This is a genomic window from Sinosporangium album (assembly GCF_900100605.1).
Classification (GTDB): Bacteria; Actinomycetota; Actinomycetes; order Streptosporangiales; family Streptosporangiaceae; genus Sinosporangium; species Sinosporangium album.
In genome coordinates this window covers 166,863-187,684 of the sequence record NZ_FNCN01000012.1, presented here as the reverse complement: position 1 = coordinate 187,684, position 20,822 = coordinate 166,863, and the positions used below count along the sequence as shown (strand labels likewise).

Annotated in this window: 18 protein-coding genes and 1 tRNA gene; 3 read left to right on the top strand and 16 right to left on the bottom strand. The window is 69.5% G+C overall.

Annotation, left to right across the window (positions count from 1 at the left end; translation table 11 throughout):
* Nucleotides 1–17 precede the first annotated feature (17 nt).
* The 15 genes from BLQ73_RS15245 to mfd all read right to left on the bottom strand — a co-directional run bounded on the left by BLQ73_RS15245 (nucleotide 18) and on the right by mfd (nucleotide 15,860).
* On the bottom strand, nucleotides 18–260 hold the full coding sequence (locus BLQ73_RS15245) for a DUF4287 domain-containing protein (RefSeq protein ID WP_093171142.1): 243 nt from the start codon (nucleotides 258–260) through the stop codon (nucleotides 18–20).
* A gap of 291 nt (nucleotides 261–551) precedes the next feature.
* A complete protein-coding gene (locus BLQ73_RS15240; protein WP_245691092.1) occupies nucleotides 552–1,283 on the bottom strand; it encodes a Bax inhibitor-1/YccA family protein in 732 nt (243 codons plus the stop codon).
* Between the two features lie 631 nt (nucleotides 1,284–1,914).
* Nucleotides 1,915–1,987: transfer RNA gene (locus BLQ73_RS15235), tRNA-Leu, on the bottom strand.
* 66 nt (nucleotides 1,988–2,053) lie between these two features.
* On the bottom strand, nucleotides 2,054–2,623 hold the full coding sequence (locus BLQ73_RS15230; RefSeq protein WP_093171096.1) for a peptide deformylase: 570 nt from the start codon (nucleotides 2,621–2,623) through the stop codon (nucleotides 2,054–2,056).
* Nucleotides 2,620–3,174 carry an ACT domain-containing protein gene (locus BLQ73_RS15225; RefSeq protein ID WP_093171095.1) on the bottom strand — a complete coding sequence of 185 codons (555 nt, stop codon included), beginning with the start codon at nucleotides 3,172–3,174 and terminating at the stop codon, nucleotides 2,620–2,622. The genes BLQ73_RS15230 and BLQ73_RS15225 overlap by 4 nt, the downstream gene beginning before the upstream one ends.
* Nucleotides 3,175–3,303: 129 nt before the next feature.
* Nucleotides 3,304–4,635 carry an NAD(P)/FAD-dependent oxidoreductase gene (locus BLQ73_RS15220; RefSeq protein WP_093171094.1) on the bottom strand — a complete coding sequence of 444 codons (1,332 nt, stop codon included), beginning with the start codon at nucleotides 4,633–4,635 and terminating at the stop codon, nucleotides 3,304–3,306.
* Between the two features lie 165 nt (nucleotides 4,636–4,800).
* On the bottom strand, nucleotides 4,801–5,592 hold the full coding sequence (locus BLQ73_RS15215; protein ID WP_093171093.1) for a uracil-DNA glycosylase: 792 nt from the start codon (nucleotides 5,590–5,592) through the stop codon (nucleotides 4,801–4,803).
* Between the two features lie 140 nt (nucleotides 5,593–5,732).
* Nucleotides 5,733–6,803: a hypothetical protein gene (locus tag BLQ73_RS15210; RefSeq protein ID WP_093171092.1), complete on the bottom strand. Its 1,071-nt coding sequence runs from the start codon at nucleotides 6,801–6,803 to the stop codon at nucleotides 5,733–5,735.
* Nucleotides 6,804–7,026: 223 nt separating this feature from the next.
* Nucleotides 7,027–7,962: a Ppx/GppA phosphatase family protein gene (locus BLQ73_RS15205; protein WP_093171091.1), complete on the bottom strand. Its 936-nt coding sequence runs from the start codon at nucleotides 7,960–7,962 to the stop codon at nucleotides 7,027–7,029.
* A 189-nt stretch (nucleotides 7,963–8,151) separates the two neighbouring features.
* On the bottom strand, nucleotides 8,152–8,658 hold the full coding sequence (locus BLQ73_RS15200; RefSeq protein WP_093171090.1) for a DUF501 domain-containing protein: 507 nt from the start codon (nucleotides 8,656–8,658) through the stop codon (nucleotides 8,152–8,154).
* Nucleotides 8,659–8,694: 36 nt separating this feature from the next.
* The gene (locus BLQ73_RS15195; protein ID WP_093171089.1) at nucleotides 8,695–9,126 is read right to left on the bottom strand and encodes an FtsB family cell division protein; all 432 of its coding nucleotides are present in this window, start codon (nucleotides 9,124–9,126) and stop codon (nucleotides 8,695–8,697) included.
* Between the two features lie 220 nt (nucleotides 9,127–9,346).
* Nucleotides 9,347–10,624 carry a phosphopyruvate hydratase gene (eno, locus tag BLQ73_RS15190; protein ID WP_093171088.1) on the bottom strand — a complete coding sequence of 426 codons (1,278 nt, stop codon included), beginning with the start codon at nucleotides 10,622–10,624 and terminating at the stop codon, nucleotides 9,347–9,349.
* Nucleotides 10,625–10,760: 136 nt separating this feature from the next.
* The gene (locus BLQ73_RS15185; protein WP_093171087.1) at nucleotides 10,761–11,711 is read right to left on the bottom strand and encodes a nucleoside triphosphate pyrophosphohydrolase; all 951 of its coding nucleotides are present in this window, start codon (nucleotides 11,709–11,711) and stop codon (nucleotides 10,761–10,763) included.
* A gap of 13 nt (nucleotides 11,712–11,724) precedes the next feature.
* Complete coding sequence (locus BLQ73_RS15180; protein WP_093171086.1) at nucleotides 11,725–12,312, bottom strand: hypothetical protein; 588 nt, start codon at nucleotides 12,310–12,312, stop codon at nucleotides 11,725–11,727.
* A gap of 26 nt (nucleotides 12,313–12,338) precedes the next feature.
* Complete coding sequence (mfd, locus tag BLQ73_RS15175) at nucleotides 12,339–15,860, bottom strand: transcription-repair coupling factor (protein ID WP_093171085.1); 3,522 nt, start codon at nucleotides 15,858–15,860, stop codon at nucleotides 12,339–12,341.
* 159 nt (nucleotides 15,861–16,019) lie between these two features.
* Here mfd and BLQ73_RS15170 point away from each other — a divergent pair, with 159 nt between their 5' ends.
* From BLQ73_RS15170 to BLQ73_RS15160, 3 genes are all read left to right on the top strand, one after another.
* Entirely contained in the window at nucleotides 16,020–16,748 is a 729-nt protein-coding gene (locus tag BLQ73_RS15170; protein ID WP_093171084.1) for a class I SAM-dependent methyltransferase, read from the top strand.
* Between the two features lie 70 nt (nucleotides 16,749–16,818).
* Nucleotides 16,819–18,072 carry an adenylyl-sulfate kinase gene (cysC, locus tag BLQ73_RS15165; RefSeq protein ID WP_245691090.1) on the top strand — a complete coding sequence of 418 codons (1,254 nt, stop codon included), beginning with the start codon at nucleotides 16,819–16,821 and terminating at the stop codon, nucleotides 18,070–18,072.
* On the top strand, nucleotides 18,069–19,001 hold the full coding sequence (locus tag BLQ73_RS15160; protein ID WP_245691089.1) for a sulfite exporter TauE/SafE family protein: 933 nt from the start codon (nucleotides 18,069–18,071) through the stop codon (nucleotides 18,999–19,001). Before cysC ends, BLQ73_RS15160 begins: the two co-directional genes overlap by 4 nt.
* Nucleotides 19,002–19,046: 45 nt before the next feature.
* On the opposite strand, the gene BLQ73_RS15155 is transcribed toward BLQ73_RS15160, so the two are convergent.
* Nucleotides 19,047–20,165 (bottom strand): glycoside hydrolase family 26 protein, encoded by a 1,119-nt coding sequence (locus BLQ73_RS15155; RefSeq protein ID WP_245691088.1) that lies wholly within the window; start codon nucleotides 20,163–20,165, stop codon nucleotides 19,047–19,049.
* Nucleotides 20,166–20,822: the final 657 nt, after the last annotated feature.

The following is a 20,822-nucleotide window of genomic DNA, read 5'->3' as shown; positions in this document are numbered from 1 at the left end:
TGTGTGTGCGGACCGGCTTATGAGGGTTGCGCGAAGCCCATACGGTTACGGCGACGCCGCTCGTGCTCATGCACGATGGCGGCGGCGTAACCGTGAGGCAGCCCGTGCTCGTCGGCGAGCCACTTGGCTCGCTCTCCACATCGCAGGAAGGACGGGCCGTTGTCCAGGGCTCGGAACCACTCGGGGAGTTCGCGTCCCGTGACGACCGGGACTCTGGCGATCAGTTTGCTTTGCGTCTCCGATGAGTGGTTCAACGACATGGGCACCTCCACGGACGAAGCTCCTTGGCTCGACACTGCCTTACCACATCAGGAAAGACAAGACCTCTTGGGGCAGCCTTTTACTCGTCACATGTAGATCATCCATCGCCTGGGCGGCCCCGATCCTCTCCGTGGCGGCCTCAAGCGACACCCTTTGAGGTCCCCCACATGCCCGCGCCACACGGCCATTCACCTGCCCTACAGGCCCCCGAGACAGAGGAAGGCCCCGCCGCGAACGGCGGGGCCTTCACCAGGTCTGCACTGTCAGATCACAGCTTGTCAAATCCTGGGTCAGTCACTACCGGAGAAGTAGCTGATCAGGCGCAGCACCTCAAGGTAGATCCAGACCAGGGTGAGCGTGAGTCCGAAGGCGCACATCCACGAGTATTTCGCGGGGGCGCCGCTCTTCACGGCCTCCTCCGCCTGGGCGAAGTCGAGGAGCAGGAAGAAGCAGCCGAGCAGGATCATCGCGGCGCTGAAGATCCAGCCGAGCGGGCTGTCGGTGCGGATGCCGATGCCGCCGGACACGAAGAACCCGACGATCCAGTTGACCAGGACGAGGCTCATCGCGCCGATCGCGGCGGCGAGCACGAACCTGACCAGCTTCGGCGTGACGCGCACGATGCGCAGCGCGTAGACCGCGAGAACACCGGCGAACGCCAGGGCGGTGCCGATCACGGCCTGCAGGACGATGCCGTTGTAGAAGTTCTCGAAGTGGTGGCTGATGACGCCGACGAACACTCCGTAGAAGGCGGCGTAGCCCAGGATGAGCGGCGGGCTCACCTTCTCCTTGAAGATGACGATCATGCTGAGCACGATGCCGATGATCGCCGAGACCACGCCCGCCCAGAGCGGGACGTCGAGCACCCATGCCGCCGCACCGGTGACCACAAGGGTGCCGAGCGTCATGAACGAACGGACCACGACGTCGTCGATGGTCATCGTGCGGTAGGCGGGCGGCGCCGGGACATAGGACGGGGAGTTGTACATGTCCTGGAGCTGCTCGGGACTGGGCACGGGCACCGCTCCGGCATGACCGTAGGGTTGCCGCCTGAAAACGGGGTTCTTACTCTCCATCGCTGCCTCCACGCTGCGACCTAAACGTGATCAGGTTAATCGATCGGCGTCACGCGGCCGTCTCACGCTGATATCTATCTTCACTTTGGACGAGCGAAAGCTTCCCGCGCTTGACTTGACTGGTGCAAGTGGTTAGGCACAGCGCCCGCCGACATGGCCAACGCACGACATCGCCTCACAGTTCCCAGGGGTGACGCCGACTTCGCGCAGGTGTGTACGGCAGGAGAGCCCCGCGGCGGACGTCTCTCCCGGAGGTGCACAAAGGTAAAGAAATACGCAAGAACGGCGCCACCCAGACACCCCTTGCCAGGGCTCGCTGATCAACCGCCCGGAAAGGCGCGTGCGACCTCCCCGGCAGCGGATCTCCGCGAAATGCGATCAGGTCCCGGCCGAAAGCCCTGCGGGCGGCCCCCGCCGACAAGCATCACAATTCAATGAAGGCCAGATCTCGTGGTCCGTTATTTACCTGAGGTGCCCGCCGTGCTTCCGCGCCGACTCGACGGCCCCGTCCGCGTGCCACTGCGCCCGTGATTGCGTTTCCGCAGGTCACGGGCGCTTCGCCTGACAACTTGGACGGTGCCCCCGGTGGGACTCGAACCCACACGTCAACCCTTTTAAGGGGTTTGCCTCTGCCATTGGGCTACGGGGGCGCCGCAATCATACGTAACTGACCACTCTTACGAGGAGCACAACTTCGCATCATGCGTCACAAATGATCACGAGCCGCGGATCGGGGCGGGTTGTGATGGTCTAGGGCGAGTCAGGGCAGGGGCGGCAAGGCCCTGCCAGACGGGATGGAGTGCACTGGCTTCGACGATTCGGTCAAGAAAAAGTAAGCCATCGAGGTGATCGAGTTGATGCTGAAGACACAGTGCCTCGACGGCGTCGGCACGCAGGGTGACGGCGTCACCGGACCCCGGCAGCTCGCCCCTCACGGTGATCTCCGAAGCGCGGACCGTCTCCCCCGTCAGACCGGGGACCGACAGGCAGCCCTCCCGGACCGCCCGCCACCCCGAGGCGGCGACCAGCCTCGGATTCACGAGCACCACCTCGCCCGCGCACGAGCGGGCATGGGGGTGCAGGGAGACATCGGCCGCGATGAGGCGCACCGCCGTACCGATCTGGGGAGCGGCGAGCCCGGTGGACGGCCGGGTGGTGCGGAGGGCGGCGAGAAGTTCGGCTGCGAGGGCCACCACGCGGGGATCGGTGGCATCGACCGGCTCCGCCGGGGTGGTGAGCAGCGGATGCGGGGCGGTGAGGACCGCCCGGGGCGCGTCACCGGTCATACGATCTCCTCCCGCGCCGGGCGGAAGGAGATCTCGGAGCCGAGGTCGGCGCAGGTCGCGGTGAGCGTGCGCATGAGGTGCGCCACATCCACATAACCGGGTATCCGCAGGTCGGCGACCATGGCGTGGAGTCTGCCCCCGCGCCGCACACTGAGGGCCGTGATGTGGCCGCCCACCTCGGCGATCACCTCGCCGACGGCGGCGAGCACACCGGACCGCGCGGGACCGTGGGCGGTGAGCACGTACGGCAGGCCCCGGGGATCACCGGAAAGTTCGAATTCCTCCTGCGACGCCGCAGGAAGCACCGAGTCCGAACCGTGCTCCGGCAGGCCCACCACCGCGCTGAGGACCCCGGGCACCAGGGCGACCCGGCCGCGCAGCTCCTCCGCGGACGGGCCGCCGGACACGAGCAGCATCATCACCGCGTATCCCCCGAGCAGCGTCATCGACGCCTCGCAGATCTCCGTGCCCGCACGCGCGAGCACGCCGCTCACCTCGGGGATCAGCGCCGACCGGTCGGTTCCCACCACTGCGACAGCGAGCAGTCCCACTCCCGGCACCTCTCACCCGCGCCCGAAGGCGCACGCACAACCCTGTGGAATCCCTCCCACAGACGACGACAGCCACGGGTGGTACGGCTCGCGCCCAGGCGCGTGGATGCGAGCCGTACTCGGGCGGGGTCAGCGGTTGTTGCCGGCGACCGCATCCCTGAAGGACTCACGCGGCCGGTGGATCTCACCGAGCGAGATGGTCTCCCGCCGGAAGAACAACGCGAGGGTCCAGTCCACGACCACGCGGACCTTGCGGTTCAGCGTGGGCACCCGCGACAGATGGTAGGTCCGGTGCATGAACCACGCAGGGAATCCGCGAAGCTTCACCCCATACACATTGGCCACACCTTGGTACAGGCCGAGCCCGGCGACCGAACCGACGTATTTGTGGTGGTATTCCACAAGGTCCTGTCCTCGCAGCTCACGCACGATGTTGTCGGCGAGGACCTTGGCCTGGCGCACGGCGTGCTGGGCGTTCGGGGCGCAGTATTGGCCGGGGTGGGTCACGTCGGGCACGCCGGCGGCGTCGCCCGCGGCGTAGGCGCCGGTGGTGCCCGCCACGGTGAGGCGGGTGGTCGTCTTGATCCGGCCGCGCTCGTCCAGCGGGAGGCCGCCGTCGCCCACGATCGTGCTGGGCTTGACGCCCGCCGTCCACACGAGCGTGTCGGCGTCGAAGGAGTCACCGTCCGACAGCATGACCCGGCCGTTCACGCAGGATTCGAGGCGCGTGTCCAGCCGTACGTCGATGCCGCGCTCGCGGAGCTGGTCGAGCGTCCACTTGCCCATCTCGGGGCCGACCTCGGGCAGGACCCGGTTCGTGGCCTCGACGAGGACCCAGCGGATGTCCTCGGGCTTGATCTTGGTGTAGTAGCGGGTGGAGTCCTTGGCCATGTCTTCGAGCTCGGCCAGTGCCTCCACGCCTGCGAAGCCCGCGCCGACCACGACGAAGGTGAGCGCTCGGCGGCGCAGCTCGGGGTCCTCGGTGGATTCGGCGAGGTCCATCTGGTGCAGCACGCGGTTGCGCAGGCCGATCGCCTCGCCGATGCTCTTGAAACCGATGCCGATGTCGGTGAGGCCGGGGATGGGGAGGGTTCGCGAGACCGATCCGGCGGCCATCACGATCAGGTCGTAGGAGAGGTCGCGCGGCTCGCCCTCGACGGGTTCGAAGGTGGCCTTCCGGGCGTCGTGGTCGATCTTAATGATCTTGCCGTTCAGAATCCGCGCCTTGGGCAACACGCGCCGCAGCGGGGCGACGACGTGCCGGGGGGAGAGGTTGCCCGCGGCGGCCTCGGGCAGGAAGGGCTGATACGTCATATAGGACTGCGGGTCAACGATCGTGATCCGCACGCTTCCCTCCTGGAGCTCCCTGCGAAGCCGCCGCTGGAGTCTCAGTGCTGTGTAGAGGCCGACGTATCCGCCGCCGACGATGAGGATGTGGTTCCCTGTCGCGTTCACTGCCATGCCCATCCGTAGATCGCTTGTGAAAGCATTCACAAGCGTACGCCACCAGGATTCTTAGACGCCACCCACCCCCCTCGCAAAGCTCTGCGGTATTTGCCCAGATCAGCAGGGAGATCGGATGTTCTCTACAGAAATATGGGAGAACTTTCCTCTATATGATTCTCTTCACACCGCCGACTCGGCCAGCTCAGCGGCACGGCTGAACACCACGTCCAGCATGGGAGCGGTCACCCTGCCGGTGAAAGTGTTCTGCTGGCTGGGGTGATAGCACCCGATCAGCGTTAACCCGTCCGCTGCGACCTCGACGCCGTGCCCGAAGGGCACACGGCGGGGCGGCAGCCGTACGCCGACCTCGCGCAGCGTGGTCCAGGCCGACTGCCAGGCGAAGGAGCCCAGCGCGACGACGACCCGCAGATCGGGCACGACCAAGGAGACCTCGCGCACCAGCCAGGGGGCGCATGCCGCCCGCTCCTGCGGCAGCGGCTTGTTCCCCGGCGGCGCGCACCGCACCGCGGCGGCCACCCTCGCCCCGATCAGCCGCTGGCCGTCGTCCGCGCGGACACTGGTCTCCTGCGCTGCCAGCCCCACCCGGTGCAGCGAGGCGAACAGCCAGTCGCCACTGCGGTCACCTGTGAAAATACGTCCCGTGCGGTTGCCTCCGTGCGCGGCGGGAGCCAGCCCCATCAGAAGAATGCGCGGCTTTTCCGCCCCCCACCCCGGAACGGGCCTCCCCCAGTATTCCTCGTCCGCGAACGCCCTCCGCTTGACGTCCGCGACCTGCTCACGCCACTCCACCAGCCGGGGGCAGGCCCGGCACACCGACTGCCGCGCCGTCAACTCCGCGAGCGTACGGCTGCCGCCGGCCAACTCGGCCACCTGAGCCGCGTCGTGGGCGACGGGGGTGTCGGGGGAGGCCGGGTCGCCGGGCCACCCGCTGCCCGGGGATACATAGCTCATAACCCCGATCCTGCCAGGGGCCGGGCCAGGGCCCGCATGGGAAAACGGGCGGCACCCGAAGGCACCGCCCGTTCCCGTCATCTATGGCGTGGAACTCCCAAGAGGGAGTCCTGCCTCTCCTCGACTCTTACGCTCGACTGTTACGCGGGCGAGGAGGTGGTGGAGGGGGAGGGCGAAGGCGAAGGCGTGGTGCAGTTCACCTTGGCGGTCGCGGCGTTGGACTCGGTGTACTTCGGCGAGTGGATGCGCAGCTTGCGCCACACGTCACCGCTCGTGCTCACCGACTCGTCGGCCACAGCCTTGGTCTCGCTGCCCCATCCGGAGAAGTGCAGTTCACGCACCGGGCCCGCGTAGTTGTCGCCGACCCACTGGTACCTCACGGTGCCCGAACCGCGGTGGGTGATGCTGCCGGTGAAGGTGCGGGTCGCCGGGCAGGCACCCGTGTGAGCGGCGGGCGCGTTCACGCTGGCCGACACGTCGCCCGTGGAACCCTCACACTTGACCGAGTAGTAGGCACGGCCGGAGGCGACCCGCCTGTAGTCCGGGTGGTCGACCTGGAGGGCCACCCAGCCCTTCTCGGTGCGGTCAGGCTTGTACGCGTACTTCACGGTCGTCCAGTCGTCGGCCCGCACCGAGCCGGTGTCCACCACGTCGCCGTTGCGGATCCAGCGGTAGTGCACCCACTCGGGGTCACCGTGCACACGGATGCGGCCGGTGAAGCCGAGGTTGGGCTGGCTCGACGTGCACGGGCCCGACCAGGAGCCCTGGTCGGCCGTCACGCGCGCGTCGACGCGGTCCGGACCGACGTCCGGGTCGCCCGGCGCGTCACAGGTCACGCTGTAGTAGCCCCGCTTGGAGGTGATCTTGCGGGGGGAGACGACCTGGAGGGCGTACCAACCCTCGGTGTCCTGGCTGAACTTCGCCGACGTGCGCAGCGTGTAGCTCTTGGTGCCCTTGCCCTTGGCGGTGAAGGACCTCACCTTGCTCTTCGAGCCGTTGCTGTAGACCCAGCGGTACTTGACCTTGGTCTTGCCCTTCAGCTTGAGCTTGACCTTGGAGGAGAAGGAGACCCGAGTGGGGCAGTCCCCCTCGAAGTTCCTGGGAGATGCCTTGGGAGTGGTCACATTAACGGCGGGCTTGCTCTTGGCGGAGGTGGTGGTCGCCGCTGCTGCGGGCGCGACGAGCACTCCGGAGACCATGCCTGCGGCCATGGTCACTCCGGCGCCAAGTGCGACTACACGCCGCACCAATGCTGAAGACCTCATGTAAACCCCGTTCCGTGAGAGGAATGCTGCTTTGAGACGGTTGCCGCCCCAGCACTCGCTGTGCCGGGCCCCACGGCAAAGCCTCGTTAAAGCGCCATTACCTAACCACGAAAGAGGTTTACCCATCAATAGCTAGAGAATTGGGCAATCGAACCCAAATCGTGACATTTCACGAAATGGACCAGGCGATGCCATCGAGAATGTCGTGCTCACTCACGATCACTTCACCAAACTCGAAGCGTGTAACGATTCGGTCAAGAATCAGTGCCCCAGCCCCGATCACGTCGACACGCCCGGGATGCATCACCGGGATCGCGGCCCGCTCGGCATGGGTCATCGCGAGCAGCCGCCGCGACACCTCATGCGAGGTCTCGGCGGAGATGACCGAGTGGTGCAACCGCTCGGAGTCGTACTCGGGGAGGTCGAGGGCGATACCCGACACCGTGGTCACCGAACCGGCCAACCCCACCAGCGTGCGCGCCTCCCCCACCGGCACACGCGCGGCGACCAGGTCGAGCGCGGCGTCGATATCGGCGGTCACCGCCGCCACCGCCACCGCCGACGGCGGGTCGCCCGCCGACTTCAGATGCCGCTCGGCGAGCCGGACGCACCCGATGTCCACCGACAGCGCCCCGTCGACCTCGCCCTCGCCCTCGCCCACCACGAACTCCGTGGAGCCGCCGCCGATGTCGACCACGAGGTACGGCGGGCGCGCACTGAGCCCGGCCCGGGCCAGCTCTCTGGTGGCCCCGACGAACGACAGCCGCGCCTCCTCCGCCCCCGGGACCACCTCGGGCTCCACCCCGAAGATCTCCCGCACGCCGTCGACGAACTCGTGCCGGTTGGCGGCGTCGCGGGTGGCGCTGGTGGCGACCACGCGTACGGCCTGCGCCTCGTGCTGAGCGATCACCTTGGCGTAGTCGCGCATCGCGGTGAAGGTGCGGTCGAGCGCCTCGGCGGCCAGGCGGCCGGTGCGGTCGACGCCTTGGCCGAGCCGTACGATCTCCATCCGGCGCGTCAGGTCGACAAGCTCGTCCCCGTCGATGTCGGCCACCAGCAACCTGACCGAGTTCGTGCCGCAGTCGATCGCCGCCACACGCTTCACGTGACGCCTCCAGGCTCTGTTGAAGTCATCGGATCGAAATCATCGGATGGAAGTCATCGGGGGACGTCACCGGGGCGGCGTCACCGGGGGCTGTGTCATCAGGGCTGTGTCATCAGGGCTGTGTCATCAGGGCTGCGTCATCGGGCGGAGTGCGTCGAACGGGTCAGCCCGATGGGTCGGTCGGACGGGTCAGTCGGAGGGCGGGGCGGCCACACACGGCCCGTCGGCCCACCACTCCGGGAGCCTGTCGAGGGCCTCCCGCCCGAACGGGTTGACGCCGGGTGTCGCGAGCTCGTGGCCGACCAGGGCGTGCAGGCACTTCACCCGGGTCGGCATGCCGCCCGTGCTCTGCATGTCGCGGGGAAGCGGCTCGACGCCCTCCTGCTCGGCGGCCTTGTCCCTGCGGGCGATGTAGTCCTCGTGGGCGGACTGGTAGGCGGCGGCGAGCTCCGGGTCCTCGGCGAGCCTGGCCTGCATCTCGCGCATCAGCCCCGAGCCTTCGAGGGTGCCGATGGCGGAGGCGGCCCTCGGGCATGTGAGGTAGTAGAGGGTGGGGAACGGCGAGCCGTCGGGAAGGCGGGGCGCGGTCTCCACCACGTCGGGCAGGCCGCAGGGGCAGCGGTGCGCGACCCCCCGGAGCCCGCGCGGCGGACGGCCGAGCTGGAGCTCGACCGCCTTCACGTCCTTGCTGTCCACGTCCACCTTTCTACTTCTTCTGCTCTTCTGCTTCTTTTACTTCTCTACCTGGTCGGTCTGAGCCGGGCCGGTCTGCACCTTGCGGCCCGTGCCCTTGTCGGCCGCCTCGATCGACTCCCAGAGCGTCTGATACCAGGGGGCCTTCTCCACCTCGCGCGCCTGGCCGCCGACCGGGCCCGACGGCTCGCCGTTGTCCATGACGACGTAGCACGTCTCCGGGGCCGGCCCGCAGTAGTGGAGCCTGCGCCGGGTCTCGCGCTTGATGTAGTTCGGGTCCTGGAGCTGGCGGCTGCGCTGCTCGTGGGTGCTGAGCTCGCTCAACGCGTTGGCCTTCTGCTCCTGGAGCTCAGCGATCTGCCGCCGTTGAGCGATGTATTCGCGCACAGGATAGGCCAGACTCATCGCGATGGCGCAGACCACGATCGCGAGGACCGCGGCCCTGCCGGTCAACTGCGGTCGCCTGCTCATGCCTATCCCACCCCTCCTGGCAGCCACTGCCCGCTCGGAGGAGCATCACCCCCGAGGTTCCCTATGAGCATTTTTCATGGGATCGGAGGAGTCTGCTGGGCTCGACGGCCTTGGATGCAGAAAAAACGCTTGATGTCGATGGGGAAGAAGCGCTCGATCCACGCCGCGGCCAGACAAGCCGAGCCCAGATTTCACACTTCTTCCCCATATAAGACACCTTTTAGCGCTGGAATCGTGGGAACGCCGCGCGGCCCGCGTAGCGAGCGGCGTCGTCCAGGAGTTCCTCGATGCGCAGAAGCTGGTTGTACTTCGCCACACGGTCGGAGCGCGCCGGAGCACCGGTCTTGATCTGACCGCAGTTCACGGCCACCGCGAGGTCGGCGATCGTCGTGTCCTCGGTCTCGCCGGAGCGGTGGCTCATCATGCAGCGGTAACCCGACCGGTGGGCCAGCTCGACGGCGTCCAGGGTCTCCGTGAGCGTGCCGATCTGGTTGACCTTGACCAGCAGCGCGTTGGCGCAGCCCTCGGCGATGCCGCGGGCCAGCCGCTCGGGGTTGGTGACGAACAGGTCGTCGCCCACGAGCTGCACCTTGCCGCCGAGCCTCACGGTGATGTCGTGCCAGCCGGCCCAGTCGTCCTCGTCCAGCGGGTCCTCGATCGACACGAGCGGGTAGGAGTCGACCAGGTCGGCGTAGAAGTCGATCAGCGCGGCGGCGTCGAGCCCCTTGCCGTCGATCGTGTAGACGCCGTCCTTGTGGAACTCGGTGGCCGCCACGTCGAGGGCGAGCGCGATGTCCTCGCCCGGCACGTAGCCCGCCTTCTCGATCGCGACGAGGATCAGGTCGAGCGCGTCGCGGTTGCTCGGCAGGCTGGGCGCGAACCCGCCCTCGTCACCGAGCCCCGTGGCGTAGCCCTTGCCCTTCAGCACGCCCTTCAGGGCGTGGTAGGTCTCGGTGCCCATGCGGACGGCCTCGGAGAACGTCGCCGCCCCGATGGGGGCGATCATGAACTCCTGGATGTCGACGTTGCTGTCCGCGTGGGCCCCGCCGTTGAGGATGTTCATCATCGGCACGGGGAGCACGTGGGCGTTGGGGCCGCCGAGATAGCGGAAGAGCGGCAGGTCGGCGCTGTCGGCGGCGGCCTTGGCGACCGCCAGCGAGACGCCGAGGATGGCGTTGGCGCCGAGGCGGGCCTTGTTGGGGGTGCCGTCCAGGTCGATCATCACCTGGTCGAGGATGCGCTGCTCCTCGGCGTCCAGGCCGACGATCTCGTCGGCGATCTCGTCGGTGACGCCGAGCACGGCCTTCTCGACGCCCTTCCCGCCGTAGCGCCCGTCCCCGTCGCGAAGCTCCACGGCCTCGAACTGGCCGGTGGACGCCCCGCTCGGGACCGCGGCGCGGCCGGTGCTGTGGTCGTCGAGCAGAACCTCGACCTCGACCGTCGGGTTGCCCCGGGAGTCGAGGATCTCACGGGCGGTAACGGCCTCGATGGAAGCCACGAGTGCTCCTCTGTCGCAGTCTCAACCTGGGAAACCCAGGCCCCTGGCGGGCGGTTTGCCACCGAAGCTTATCGGCCCCCATGGGCGCGCCGTCCGGCGGACCGCGGCGCGTCCCGGCGGCGGACGCCGGGACCCTTCAGTGCCCCTCCGACTCCCACTCGCGCACCCGCTCGCGGTAGGCGTGGGCGGCGGCGCGCAGCTCGGCCTCAGGGTCGAGGCCGGACGCGTGCGCACGCCGTACGAGCTCGAACAGCTCGTGGCCGAGCCCCTGGCCGACGTCGCCCGCGAGCGGGGCCGGCGCCCCGGCCCGCTCGGCGCGGCGCAGCAGCTGGCCCGCCAGGGACAGGGCCGGCTGGCCCATCGGCACACCGTCGAGCACCGAGTCGCGGCCCTTGGCCGCGCGCTCGGCCGCCTTGATGGCGTCCCAGTTCTCGCTGACCTCCTCGGCGCCCGACACGGTCACCGAACCGAAGACGTGCGGATGGCGGCGTCTCAACTTGGCCACGATCACGTCGACCACGTCGTCGATGTCGAAGCCGTCGTCCCGCTCCTGGGCGACCCTGGAGTGGAACACCACCTGGAACAGCAGGTCGCCGAGCTCCTCGCGGAGCTCGGCCTCCTCGCCGCGCTCGATGGTCTCCAGCACCTCGTAGGCCTCCTCCAGGAGGTACGGCACAAGCGAGGCGTGCGTCTGCTTCGCATCCCACGGGCACTCGCGCCGCAGCCGGTCCATGACCGCGACCAGGTCGAGCATCCGGGCCCCCGGCAGGTCGTAGGAGCCGGGCAGCACCTCGATCGCCGGCGGGTCGTCCATGGCGAGGGCCCGGTGGGCGACGGCCCGCATGAGCTCTTCCTCGCCCTCGGGCGAGGCGAGCCAGACGACGTCGCCCTCCCCCGCCCCGTCGAGCAGCCCGGCCGGCTCCGGGGCGACGACCTCCACCGCGATCCCCGCCTCGGAGAGGTAGGGCAGCAGGGGGTGGTCGGCCGAGCCGGTCAGCACCGGGCCGGAGCGCAGCGCGGTCCACGCCGCGTGGCTCAGCAGCCCTGGCGCCACCCGGGGCGAGGTCGTGACGACGACGAGGGACATGGGAGCTCAGACCTCAGGATTTCGTCTGGGGCACGGCGCCGAAGCGGGCGCTGTCCACGAAGCCCTTTTCGGCGTCGAACGCGCCGAAGCGGGGGTTGAAGCTGATCGCGACCTTCTCGATATCGGTGGCGAGCCGCTGCTGCCCTCGGTTGAGGGCCGCCTCGTCGGTGCCGCCGCCGTACTTCGCGAGCAGCTTGTTGACGCCGATGGAGACCTCGACCCAGTTCCTCACCTTGGACGGTGGCACCCCTCGGGTGAGCAGTGCCTGCTCGACCTGCTGGGGCCCGCCCTGCCCGCCGATGAACGCGTCCACCTCTCCAGGCGACACCGACGTGCCGGTGTTGCGGATGATCTGCGAGAACTGCTTCATGGAGGCGAGCTGGAACAGCACGGACTGGGTCGGCGAGGTGATCTGGATCTGCTCCGGCTGGATCTTCGCCTTGGCCAGAGCCGTCTCGAACTCGGCGACGCCGTTCGACAGGTCGCTCGCTGAGACGCGCTGGTCACCGACAACCGCCGCGGCCCCGGCCTGCACCGGGGCGCATGCCGTCAGCGCCACTCCGGCCAGTGTGGCGCCCAGGGCGATTCGAATCGACTTCACTAGCGCTCCCTTCCGACAAACGCCGCTTACTTTACAACTGGTTCGAGAAACATCGTCTCGACCAGGTCACTGCACCATTTGAGCAGGTCAAGATCGCGGAGCGGCTGGCCGCCCAGCGGTTTCGTCTTCGGTACGGGGACCAGCAGGGTGTCGAGCGCGCTCTTGTAAAGGGCGGTCTTGTAGAGCCGCTCAAGGCGCACCTGCTGCGACTCGCGCAGGCGTACCGGGGCGAACTTGATCTGCTGGCCCTGCAGCGTGACGTCGGTGAGCCCGGCCTTGCGGGCCCTGACGCGGAACCTCGCCACCTCAAGGAGGTTGTCGACCTGCGCGGGCGGCCTGCCGTAGCGGTCGGTCAGCTCCTCCCGGACGGCCGCGAGGTCGTCGTCGGAGGCGATCAGCGCGATCCGGCGGTAGGCCTCCAGGCGGAGCCGTTCGGAGGTCACGTAGTCGTGCGGGATGTGGGCGTTGACCGGCAGCTCCACCTTGGCGTCCGGCCGTTCCTCGACGACCTCCTCGCCCGCCAGCTTGGCCTTCTGCTCCTGGACCGCCTCCGACATCATGCGGACGTAGAGGTCGAACCCCACCCCGGCGATGTGCCCGGACTGCTCCGCGCCGAGGATGTTGCCCGCGCCGCGGATCTCCAGGTCCTTCATCGCGACATACATGCCCGCGCCCATCTCGGTGTGCTGGGCGATCGTGGCGAGGCGCTCATGGGCGGTCTCGGTGAGGGGCTTCTCCGGGGGGTACAGGAAGTAGGCGTAGCCGCGCTCGCGCCCCCGGCCCACCCGGCCCCGGAGCTGGTGGAGCTGGGAGAGCCCGTAGTTGTCGGCCCGGTCCACAATCAGGGTGTTGGCGTTGGGCACGTCGAGGCCGGACTCGACGATCGTGGTCGATACGAGCACGTCGAACTCGCGCTCCCAGAAGTCGACCATGATCTTCTCAAGCTGGTTCTCGTTCATGCGGCCGTGCGCCACCGCGATCTTGGCCTCCGGCACCAGCTCGGCCAGCCTGGCCGCCACCTTGTTGATCGACGACACCCTGTTGTGGACGAAGAAGACCTGCCCGTCGCGCATGAGCTCCCGGCGGACGGCGGCGGCGATCTGCTTCTCGTCGTAAGGCCCGACGAAGGTGAGGATCGGGTGCCGCTCCTCCGGCGGCGTGAGGATCGTCGACATCTCCCGGATGCCGGTGAGGCCCATCTCCAGGGTGCGGGGGATCGGTGTCGCCGACATGGCCAGCACGTCCACCTGCGTGCGCAGGTGCTTCATGGCCTCCTTGTGCTCGACGCCGAACCGCTGCTCCTCGTCGACGATGATCAGGCCGAGGTCGCGGAAGCGGACCTCCGGCGACAGCAGCCGGTGCGTGCCGATGACCGCGTCGACCGCGCCGGTGCGCAGACCGTCGAGGGTCTCCTTCACCTCGGAGTCGGTCTGGAAGCGCGAGACGGCTTTGACGACGACAGGGAAGCCCGCGAACCGCTCCCCGAAGGTGGACATGTGCTGCTGCACAAGCAGCGTGGTCGGCACCAGCAGGGCCACCTGCTTGCCGTCCTGCACCGCCTTGAACGCCGCACGCACCGCGATCTCGGTCTTGCCGTAGCCCACGTCGCCGCAGACCAGGCGGTCCATTGGCACGGCGCGCTCCATGTCGCGCTTGACCTCGTCGATGGCGGCGAGCTGGTCGCCGGTCTCGGCGTAGGGGAAGGCGTCCTCCATCTCGCGCTGCCACGGCGTGTCCACCCCGAAGGGGTGACCGGGCGAGGCCATCCGGGCGCTGTAGAGCCGGATCAGCTCCCCGGCGATCTCCTTGACCGCCTTCTTGGCCCGCGACTTGGCCTTCGCCCAGTCGGCCCCTCCCATGCGGTTGAGGGTCGGGGCCTCGCCGCCGACATAGCGCGTGACCTCGTCGAGAGTGTCGGTCGGCACGTAGAGCCGGTCGCCCTTGGCGTATTCGATGACGAGGTATTCGCGGGTCGCGCCCTGGATCGTGCGCTGGGCCATCTCGACGTAGCGGCCCACGCCGTGCTGCTCGTGCACCACGTGGTCGCCGACCTTGAGTTGCAGCGGGTCGACCACGTTGCGGCGGCGGGCGGGCAGGCGGCGCATGTCCTTGGTCGACGCCTTCTGGCCGACGAGGTCCAGGTGCGTCAGCACCGCGAGGCCGTCGCTCACGAAGCCGTGCTCGATGCGGCCCGTCGTGACGTGCACGATGCGCCGGTCCGGCGGGGTGTCGACCGCGGGCACCAGCCTCGCGGGGACGTCGACGCCCTTGAGCAGCTCGACCATGCGCTCGGCGGGGCCGTGGCCCTCGCTCAGCAGCACGACCGCCTTGCCGTCTCCGAGCCAGCCCTTGATGTCGCTGAGGGCGCGCTGGGTGTCACCGCGGTAGGACTCGGCCTCCTTCGCCTGCATGCGCAGCCCCTCGGCGAGGTCCGCGAACGGCGCGATCGACCACCATGGCTGACCGAGGACGCCCGCGTGCTCGCGGACCTCCTCCAGCGTGCGGAACGCCGCCGCGCCGAGGTCGATCGGAGCCTCGCCGCCGGCCGCCGCGTTGATCCACGACGCCTCCAGGAATTCCTGGCTCGTGCGCACCAGCTCGTCGGCGCGGCTCCTGATGCGCTCCGGGTCGCAGAGGAACACCGCGGCGCGCGCGGGCAGGTGCTCGACGAGGAGGTCCATCTCGCCCGCCAGGACCGGCGCGAACGCCTCCATGCCCTCCATCGGCACGCCGTCGGCGAGCTGGTCGAGGATCTCCGACAGCGCCGGGTGCGTCTTCGCCAGGTCCCCGGCGCGGCGCCGGACGTCCTCGGTGAGCAGCAGCTCCCGGCAGGGCGCGGCGAACAGGCCGTCCTCGGCGACCTCCAGCGAGCGCTGGTCGGCCACCTTGAACCAGCGGATCTCCTCGATCGAGTCGCCCCAGAACTCCAGCCGCAGCGGGTGCTCCTCGGTCGGCGGGAACACGTCGAGCAGGCCGCCGCGCACGGCGACCTCGCCCCGCTTCTCCACCATGTCCACGCGGTGGTAGCCGTTCTCCACCAGAGCCGCCACGATCTGGTCGAGGTCGGCCTCGTCGCCGGCGCGCAGCCGGACGGGACTGAGGTCGCCGAGGCCGCTCACGATGGGCTGGAGCAGCGCGCGCACGGGCGCCACCACCACGTGCAGCGGCCCGGCCGCCGCGTCGCCCGCGACGGGGTGGGCGAGCCTGCGCAGCACCGCGAGACGCTGCCCGACGGTGTCGCTGCGCGGCGACAGCCGCTCATGCGGAAGCGTCTCCCAGGCGGGGAACACCGCGACCGTCGCCGGGTCGAGCAGATCGGTGAGCGCCGCGGCGAGGTCTTCGGCCTCACGCCCGGTCGCGGTCACGGCGAGTACGGCACGAGCCCCGTCCCGCGCCCCGTCCCTCGACAGGGCGGCCACGGCGAAGGGGCGCAGCGCGGCGGGCGCGACAAGCGCCACGGCCGAATCGTCGCCGGAGCGGACCGCCTCAAGCACGGAGGTCAGGCTCGGATCGGCGACGACAGGATCAAGCAGTCCGGAAAGGCTCATCAGTAACGCCCACAGCCCCACGACGGCGACAACGAAGACCCCGGAACGAAGCCTTCGCCGGGGTACACCCCCAAGGCTACTTGCACCGCGCCCCTCCCCCGCCTCGACCCATGCGCGATATGCACTACGGAACAGAGGCTTCTGGCTACGCTGAGTCACATGTCTGAGGTTTGGTCGATCGCCGCCAAAGGCGATCTTTTCCGCCGGCGGATCCGCGAGCACCGCACCGAGCAGCTCGGCAGGCGGCTGGACATCCTGTCCGCGGGGTCCGGTGGGGACGCGCGGCTCGATCTCGAAAGGATGGAGAGCAGGGTCACCGGCATCGACGAGGACCACCCCGCGCTACGCGTGCGGGTCGAGGGCGACGAGAGCCTGTTCGCCTGCGCTCTCGGCGACCTGCGCTCGGTCCCCGTACCGCCCCGCTCCTTCGACGTGGTGCACGCCGCCTTCCTGTTCGAGCGCATCCGCCACACCGAGCTGGTGCTCGACCGCCTGCTCAACGGCCTGCGCCCGGGCGGGCTGATGCTGGTGCGCATGCGCGACCGCGATTCCGCGTACGGCTTCTGCGCCCGGGTCATGCCGTGGTGGCTTCGGCGGCTGCTGTGGCCGCGCTTCGCCCCCGCGGGGGCGGTGGGGCCGCTGCCGGCCGTCTACGAGCCGATCACCACGCGGGAGGGCATGCGGTCGTTCTGCCTGGTGCGCGGGCTCATGATCACCGATGAGGTCGTCGGCACCGGTGGCCCCGCCCTGCGGGGGCCGCTGTCGCGCACCGCGCGCGTCGTATGCTCTCTGGTCCACAGGCTGTCGCGGGGACGGCTCGCCCTGGACCACGATGAGATCGTCATGGTGATCCGCAAACCGCAGAACCACTTCGCACGTCTCATCTGAGGTGCTCTTCTGAGGTGCTCTGGGGGCTTGCGAGCGGCGCTGAGGCTCCAGGTAAGGTGGATATCCGACTATGTCGATCGGGATTGTGGAGCAGATGACGGCGAACTACGAGTGGACCCCCGACACCCGCGAACTCGCCGACCTTGAGCTACTGCTCTCCGGCGCGTTCCACCCCCTGACCGGATTCCTCGGCGCCGACGACGTGGACGCGGTGGCGCGCCAAGGGCGCCTGGCGGACGGCACGCCCTGGCCCGCGCCGGTCACCCTGACGCTTCCCGACGACCACCCCGCCCGCCCTGGAGACCGCGTCACGCTGCGCGACCCCGAGGGGGCGGCCCTCGCCGTACTCACCATCGAGGAGCGCGCGGGGCACGGCCGGGTCGCCGGGCCCGTCGAGGCCGCCGGCGCCGCCGAGCACGGGCCGTTCGCCCGGCTGCGCGCGAGCACCGCCGCGGTCCGCGAGGAACTCGCGGGACGTGACGTCCTCGCGGTGACCATGCGCGGGCCGCTCGACGACCTCTCCGAGATCAGCGCGACCGCCGAGGAGATGGGCGCGGCGATCCTGCTGCTCCCCCTGGCCTTCGGCGAGGGCGGCCCCGCCGTCATCCGGGCGGCGCTGACCGCCGCGGAGAAGCTCCCCGACGACACGCGGGTCGTCGTCGTTCCGCTCGCCCCGAGGGAGAACGCGGTCGACCTCGAACTGCGCGAGCACATCGCCGAGGCGTACGGCGCCGCCGAACACTTCGCCGGCCCCGACCCCGTCAGCCTCCCCGGTCCGCCCCACCGGCGGGGGCTCGTGGTCTTCTTCACCGGACTGTCCGGGTCGGGCAAGTCGACCATCGCCCGCGGACTGCGCGACGCGCTCCTTGAACGCGGCGACCGCCGCGTGACCTACCTCGACGGCGACGTCGTACGCCACCTGCTCTCGGCGGGCCTGACCTTCTCCAAGGCCGACCGCGACCTCAACATCCGGCGCATCGGATTCGTCGCCGCCGAGGTCGCCCGGCACGGCGGCCTCGCCGTCTGCGCCCCCATCGCCCCCTACGCCGCCACCCGCGACGAGGTGCGGGACATGGTGGAGTCCGTGGGGGCCGACTTCCTCCTGATCCACGTCGCCACGCCGCTGGCCGAATGCGAGCGGCGCGACCGCAAGGGCCTCTACGCCAAGGCCCGAGCGGGCCTGATACCCGAGTTCACCGGCATCTCCGATCCGTATGAAGAGCCCGACGACGCCGACCTCACCCTCGACACGACCGACATGTCGGTCGAGGCCGCGGTCGCGCGGGTGCTCGACCTGCTGATCGGGGGACGGTGGCTCCGTTGATCGACATCCCACTGATCATCGGGTCGTTCTTCGTCGCCGTGATCGTCGGACTCACCGGCATGGGCGGCGGCGCGCTGATGACGCCCATGATGATGCTGTTCTTCAACGTGCCGCCGCTGGCCGCCGTCTCCAGCGACCTCGTGGCGTCGGCGGTCATGAAACCCGTCGGCGGCGCCGTGCACATGCGGCGTGGCACGGTCAACATGAGACTTGTCGGCTGGCTGTGCGCCGGGTCGGTGCCGACCGCCTTCTGCGGCGTGTTCGTCGCCCGCGCCTTCGGCGACGGGGCGCGCGTGCAGGAGGTCGTCAAGTTCGCCCTCGGCATCGCGCTGCTCCTCGCCGTCGCGGGCCTCGTCGCCAAGGCGTGGCTCACGCTGCGCGACGCGAACCGTACGGTCGGAGCCGAAGTGACCGGCATCACCGTGCGCCCAATCCCGACCTTACTGGTCGGTATGGTCGGCGGGCTCGTCGTCGGCATCTCCTCCGTCGGATCCGGCTCGCTGATCATCGTCGCCCTGCTCGCGCTCTATCCGATGCTCAAAGCCAACCAACTCGTCGGCACCGACCTCGTCCAGGCGGTGCCGCTCGTCGCCTCCGCCGCCCTCGGCCACCTGCTGTTCGGCGACTTCCAGCTCGACATCACCGCTTCGCTCCTCATCGGCTCCATCCCCGGCGTCTACCTCGGCGCCCGGATCTCCGCGTGGGCGCCCGCCGGCGCCATCCGCGCCATGCTCGCCGTCGTGCTCCTCGCCTCCGCGCTCAAACTGCTCGGCGTCGGCAACGCCGCGACCCTGTGGATCCTCGGCCTCAGTGTCGCCGCCGCCGCCGTCGTCTGGCCGCTCGCCCGCAAGCGGGCCGCCCAGCGGGCCGCCCAGCGCCCCGCCGCCGCCCCGACCCCCAGCCTCACCCCGATCGACCCGGCCGGCTGAGGCCGGAGCGCGCGCCTTGAGAGGCGCGCCTTGAGAGACGCGCCCTTACGGGGTGGACGTCGGGGTCGGGGTCGACGTCGGAGGGGGCACCGGGGTCCGGTCGAAGTACGGATCGCGGGCCAGCTCGGTGAAGGCGCGGCTTCCTCCCGGCGTGGTGTCGAACCGCGTGTCGCCGCGCGGCGCGCGCGGGGAGTCGAAGTAGACCAGCGCCTTCAACTGCGGATAGTGCTGTACCTGGGCGCGCACCGAGGCGAAGAACCGCTCTTTGAAGCCGGGCTGGTCGGGGCGCTCGAACACCCCCCACTCGGCCATCATGATCGGCTTACCGGGGAAGCGCCACTGCATCCAGCGGTAGAAGCCCGGCCAGTTCGGAAACTCTTGCCGCTTCTTGTTGATCAGCCCTTCGAAGTCCCGGACCTTGTGGTCCACGTAGGGGTCGAGGGCCACCCAGTCGACCACGTCGTCACCCGGGTAGAGCCGTTCGAACCAGGGCTGCGCCGCCCAGTTCGGAGCCCCCATGTAGGTCATCACGGTGACCGCGTTCTTCACGCCCGCGCCGCGCAGCCGCAGCACGATGTGCCGGAACATCGCCGCGTAGTCGTCGGCGGTGTAGCCCGAGCCGGGCTGCGGATCGACGTCGTTCTCCGGCTCGTGGTGGACCGTCAGGAAGAACTTCTCGGGGAATGTGCGCCGCAGGTGGTCGGCCAGCCGGTCGATCCGCTGGTCCAGCGCCCCGCGTGCGATCTCCGCCCAGGTGTGGCGGAACGAGGGCTTCCAGTTGATCAGCAGCATGCGGGGGTGGGCCGGATCGCGGGCCAGCGCGACCTCCTCCGCGGTCGGGAACAGCTCCTTGCCCCGGTGGTAGACGTGGACGATGTCGGCCTGGCGCCCCATGCGCCGCTCGGCCCGCGCGAGCGCCCGGCTCGGGCTGCGCCCCGTGAAGACCTCCGGGGCGATCCCCCACCAGGCCCCGCACGAGGGGATCAGCTTGGCCGTCACCTCGCAGCCCGACGTCGCCTCCGGGGTGGACGCGCCCGTCACCGGCGCCCCGGACGGCGTGGGCCGCCCCTCAACGGCCGACGGAGTGCCCCGCGGCGCGTCACCCGCCCCCCTCACGGCCTTCTCGCCACCGCCGCACCCGGCGACCAGCAGCGCTCCGGCCACGCCCAACGCCGCCGCACGCCCCCACCCCGTACGGCGTGAGCCCCCCGATTCCCCGCCTCGCGCCCCGACCACACGGACCGGGCCGGACACCGAGCCGGAGACCGGGCCGCGGGCCGAGCCGGAGACCGAGCCGGGGGCCGGGCCGGGCGCGGGGCCGGGCGCGGAGGGGCCGAGAAGCGGGGCAGAAGGGGAGGTATTTGGCGATATTTCGTGAAGTCGGCCGCGCGCGATTGATCTAGCGGACCACGAATGGATCACTTCGGATATGACATGGGATATGGCGTGAGACATGGCACGCTTCCGCCCCGGCTGACACATCGCGGCCCAGCTCCCCTCGGCTCCGGCTACGGATTCCCCGTTTTTCTCGACGCCTACCTTCCCATCAGCAAGCGGTGCCGCGTGACCGACTTCGCCGCGCGAGCAGCTCGCGAATCGTCAAAGCCGACCCCCGGCCCCACCGCCCTACGGGCCCACAGCCGGGCATTCATCCTGAGCTCCGGCACACCCCTGCACATCCCATGAACAGCTGCAACACCGACAAGGTAGGCCCTCTCCGCGAGGAGCCCGAACCCACAAAGCCCACTCCCAGGCGCACATATACGGACATATGGCTATAACCACTGGCGGAAATTTCCGGACTAATAACGACCATCCCAC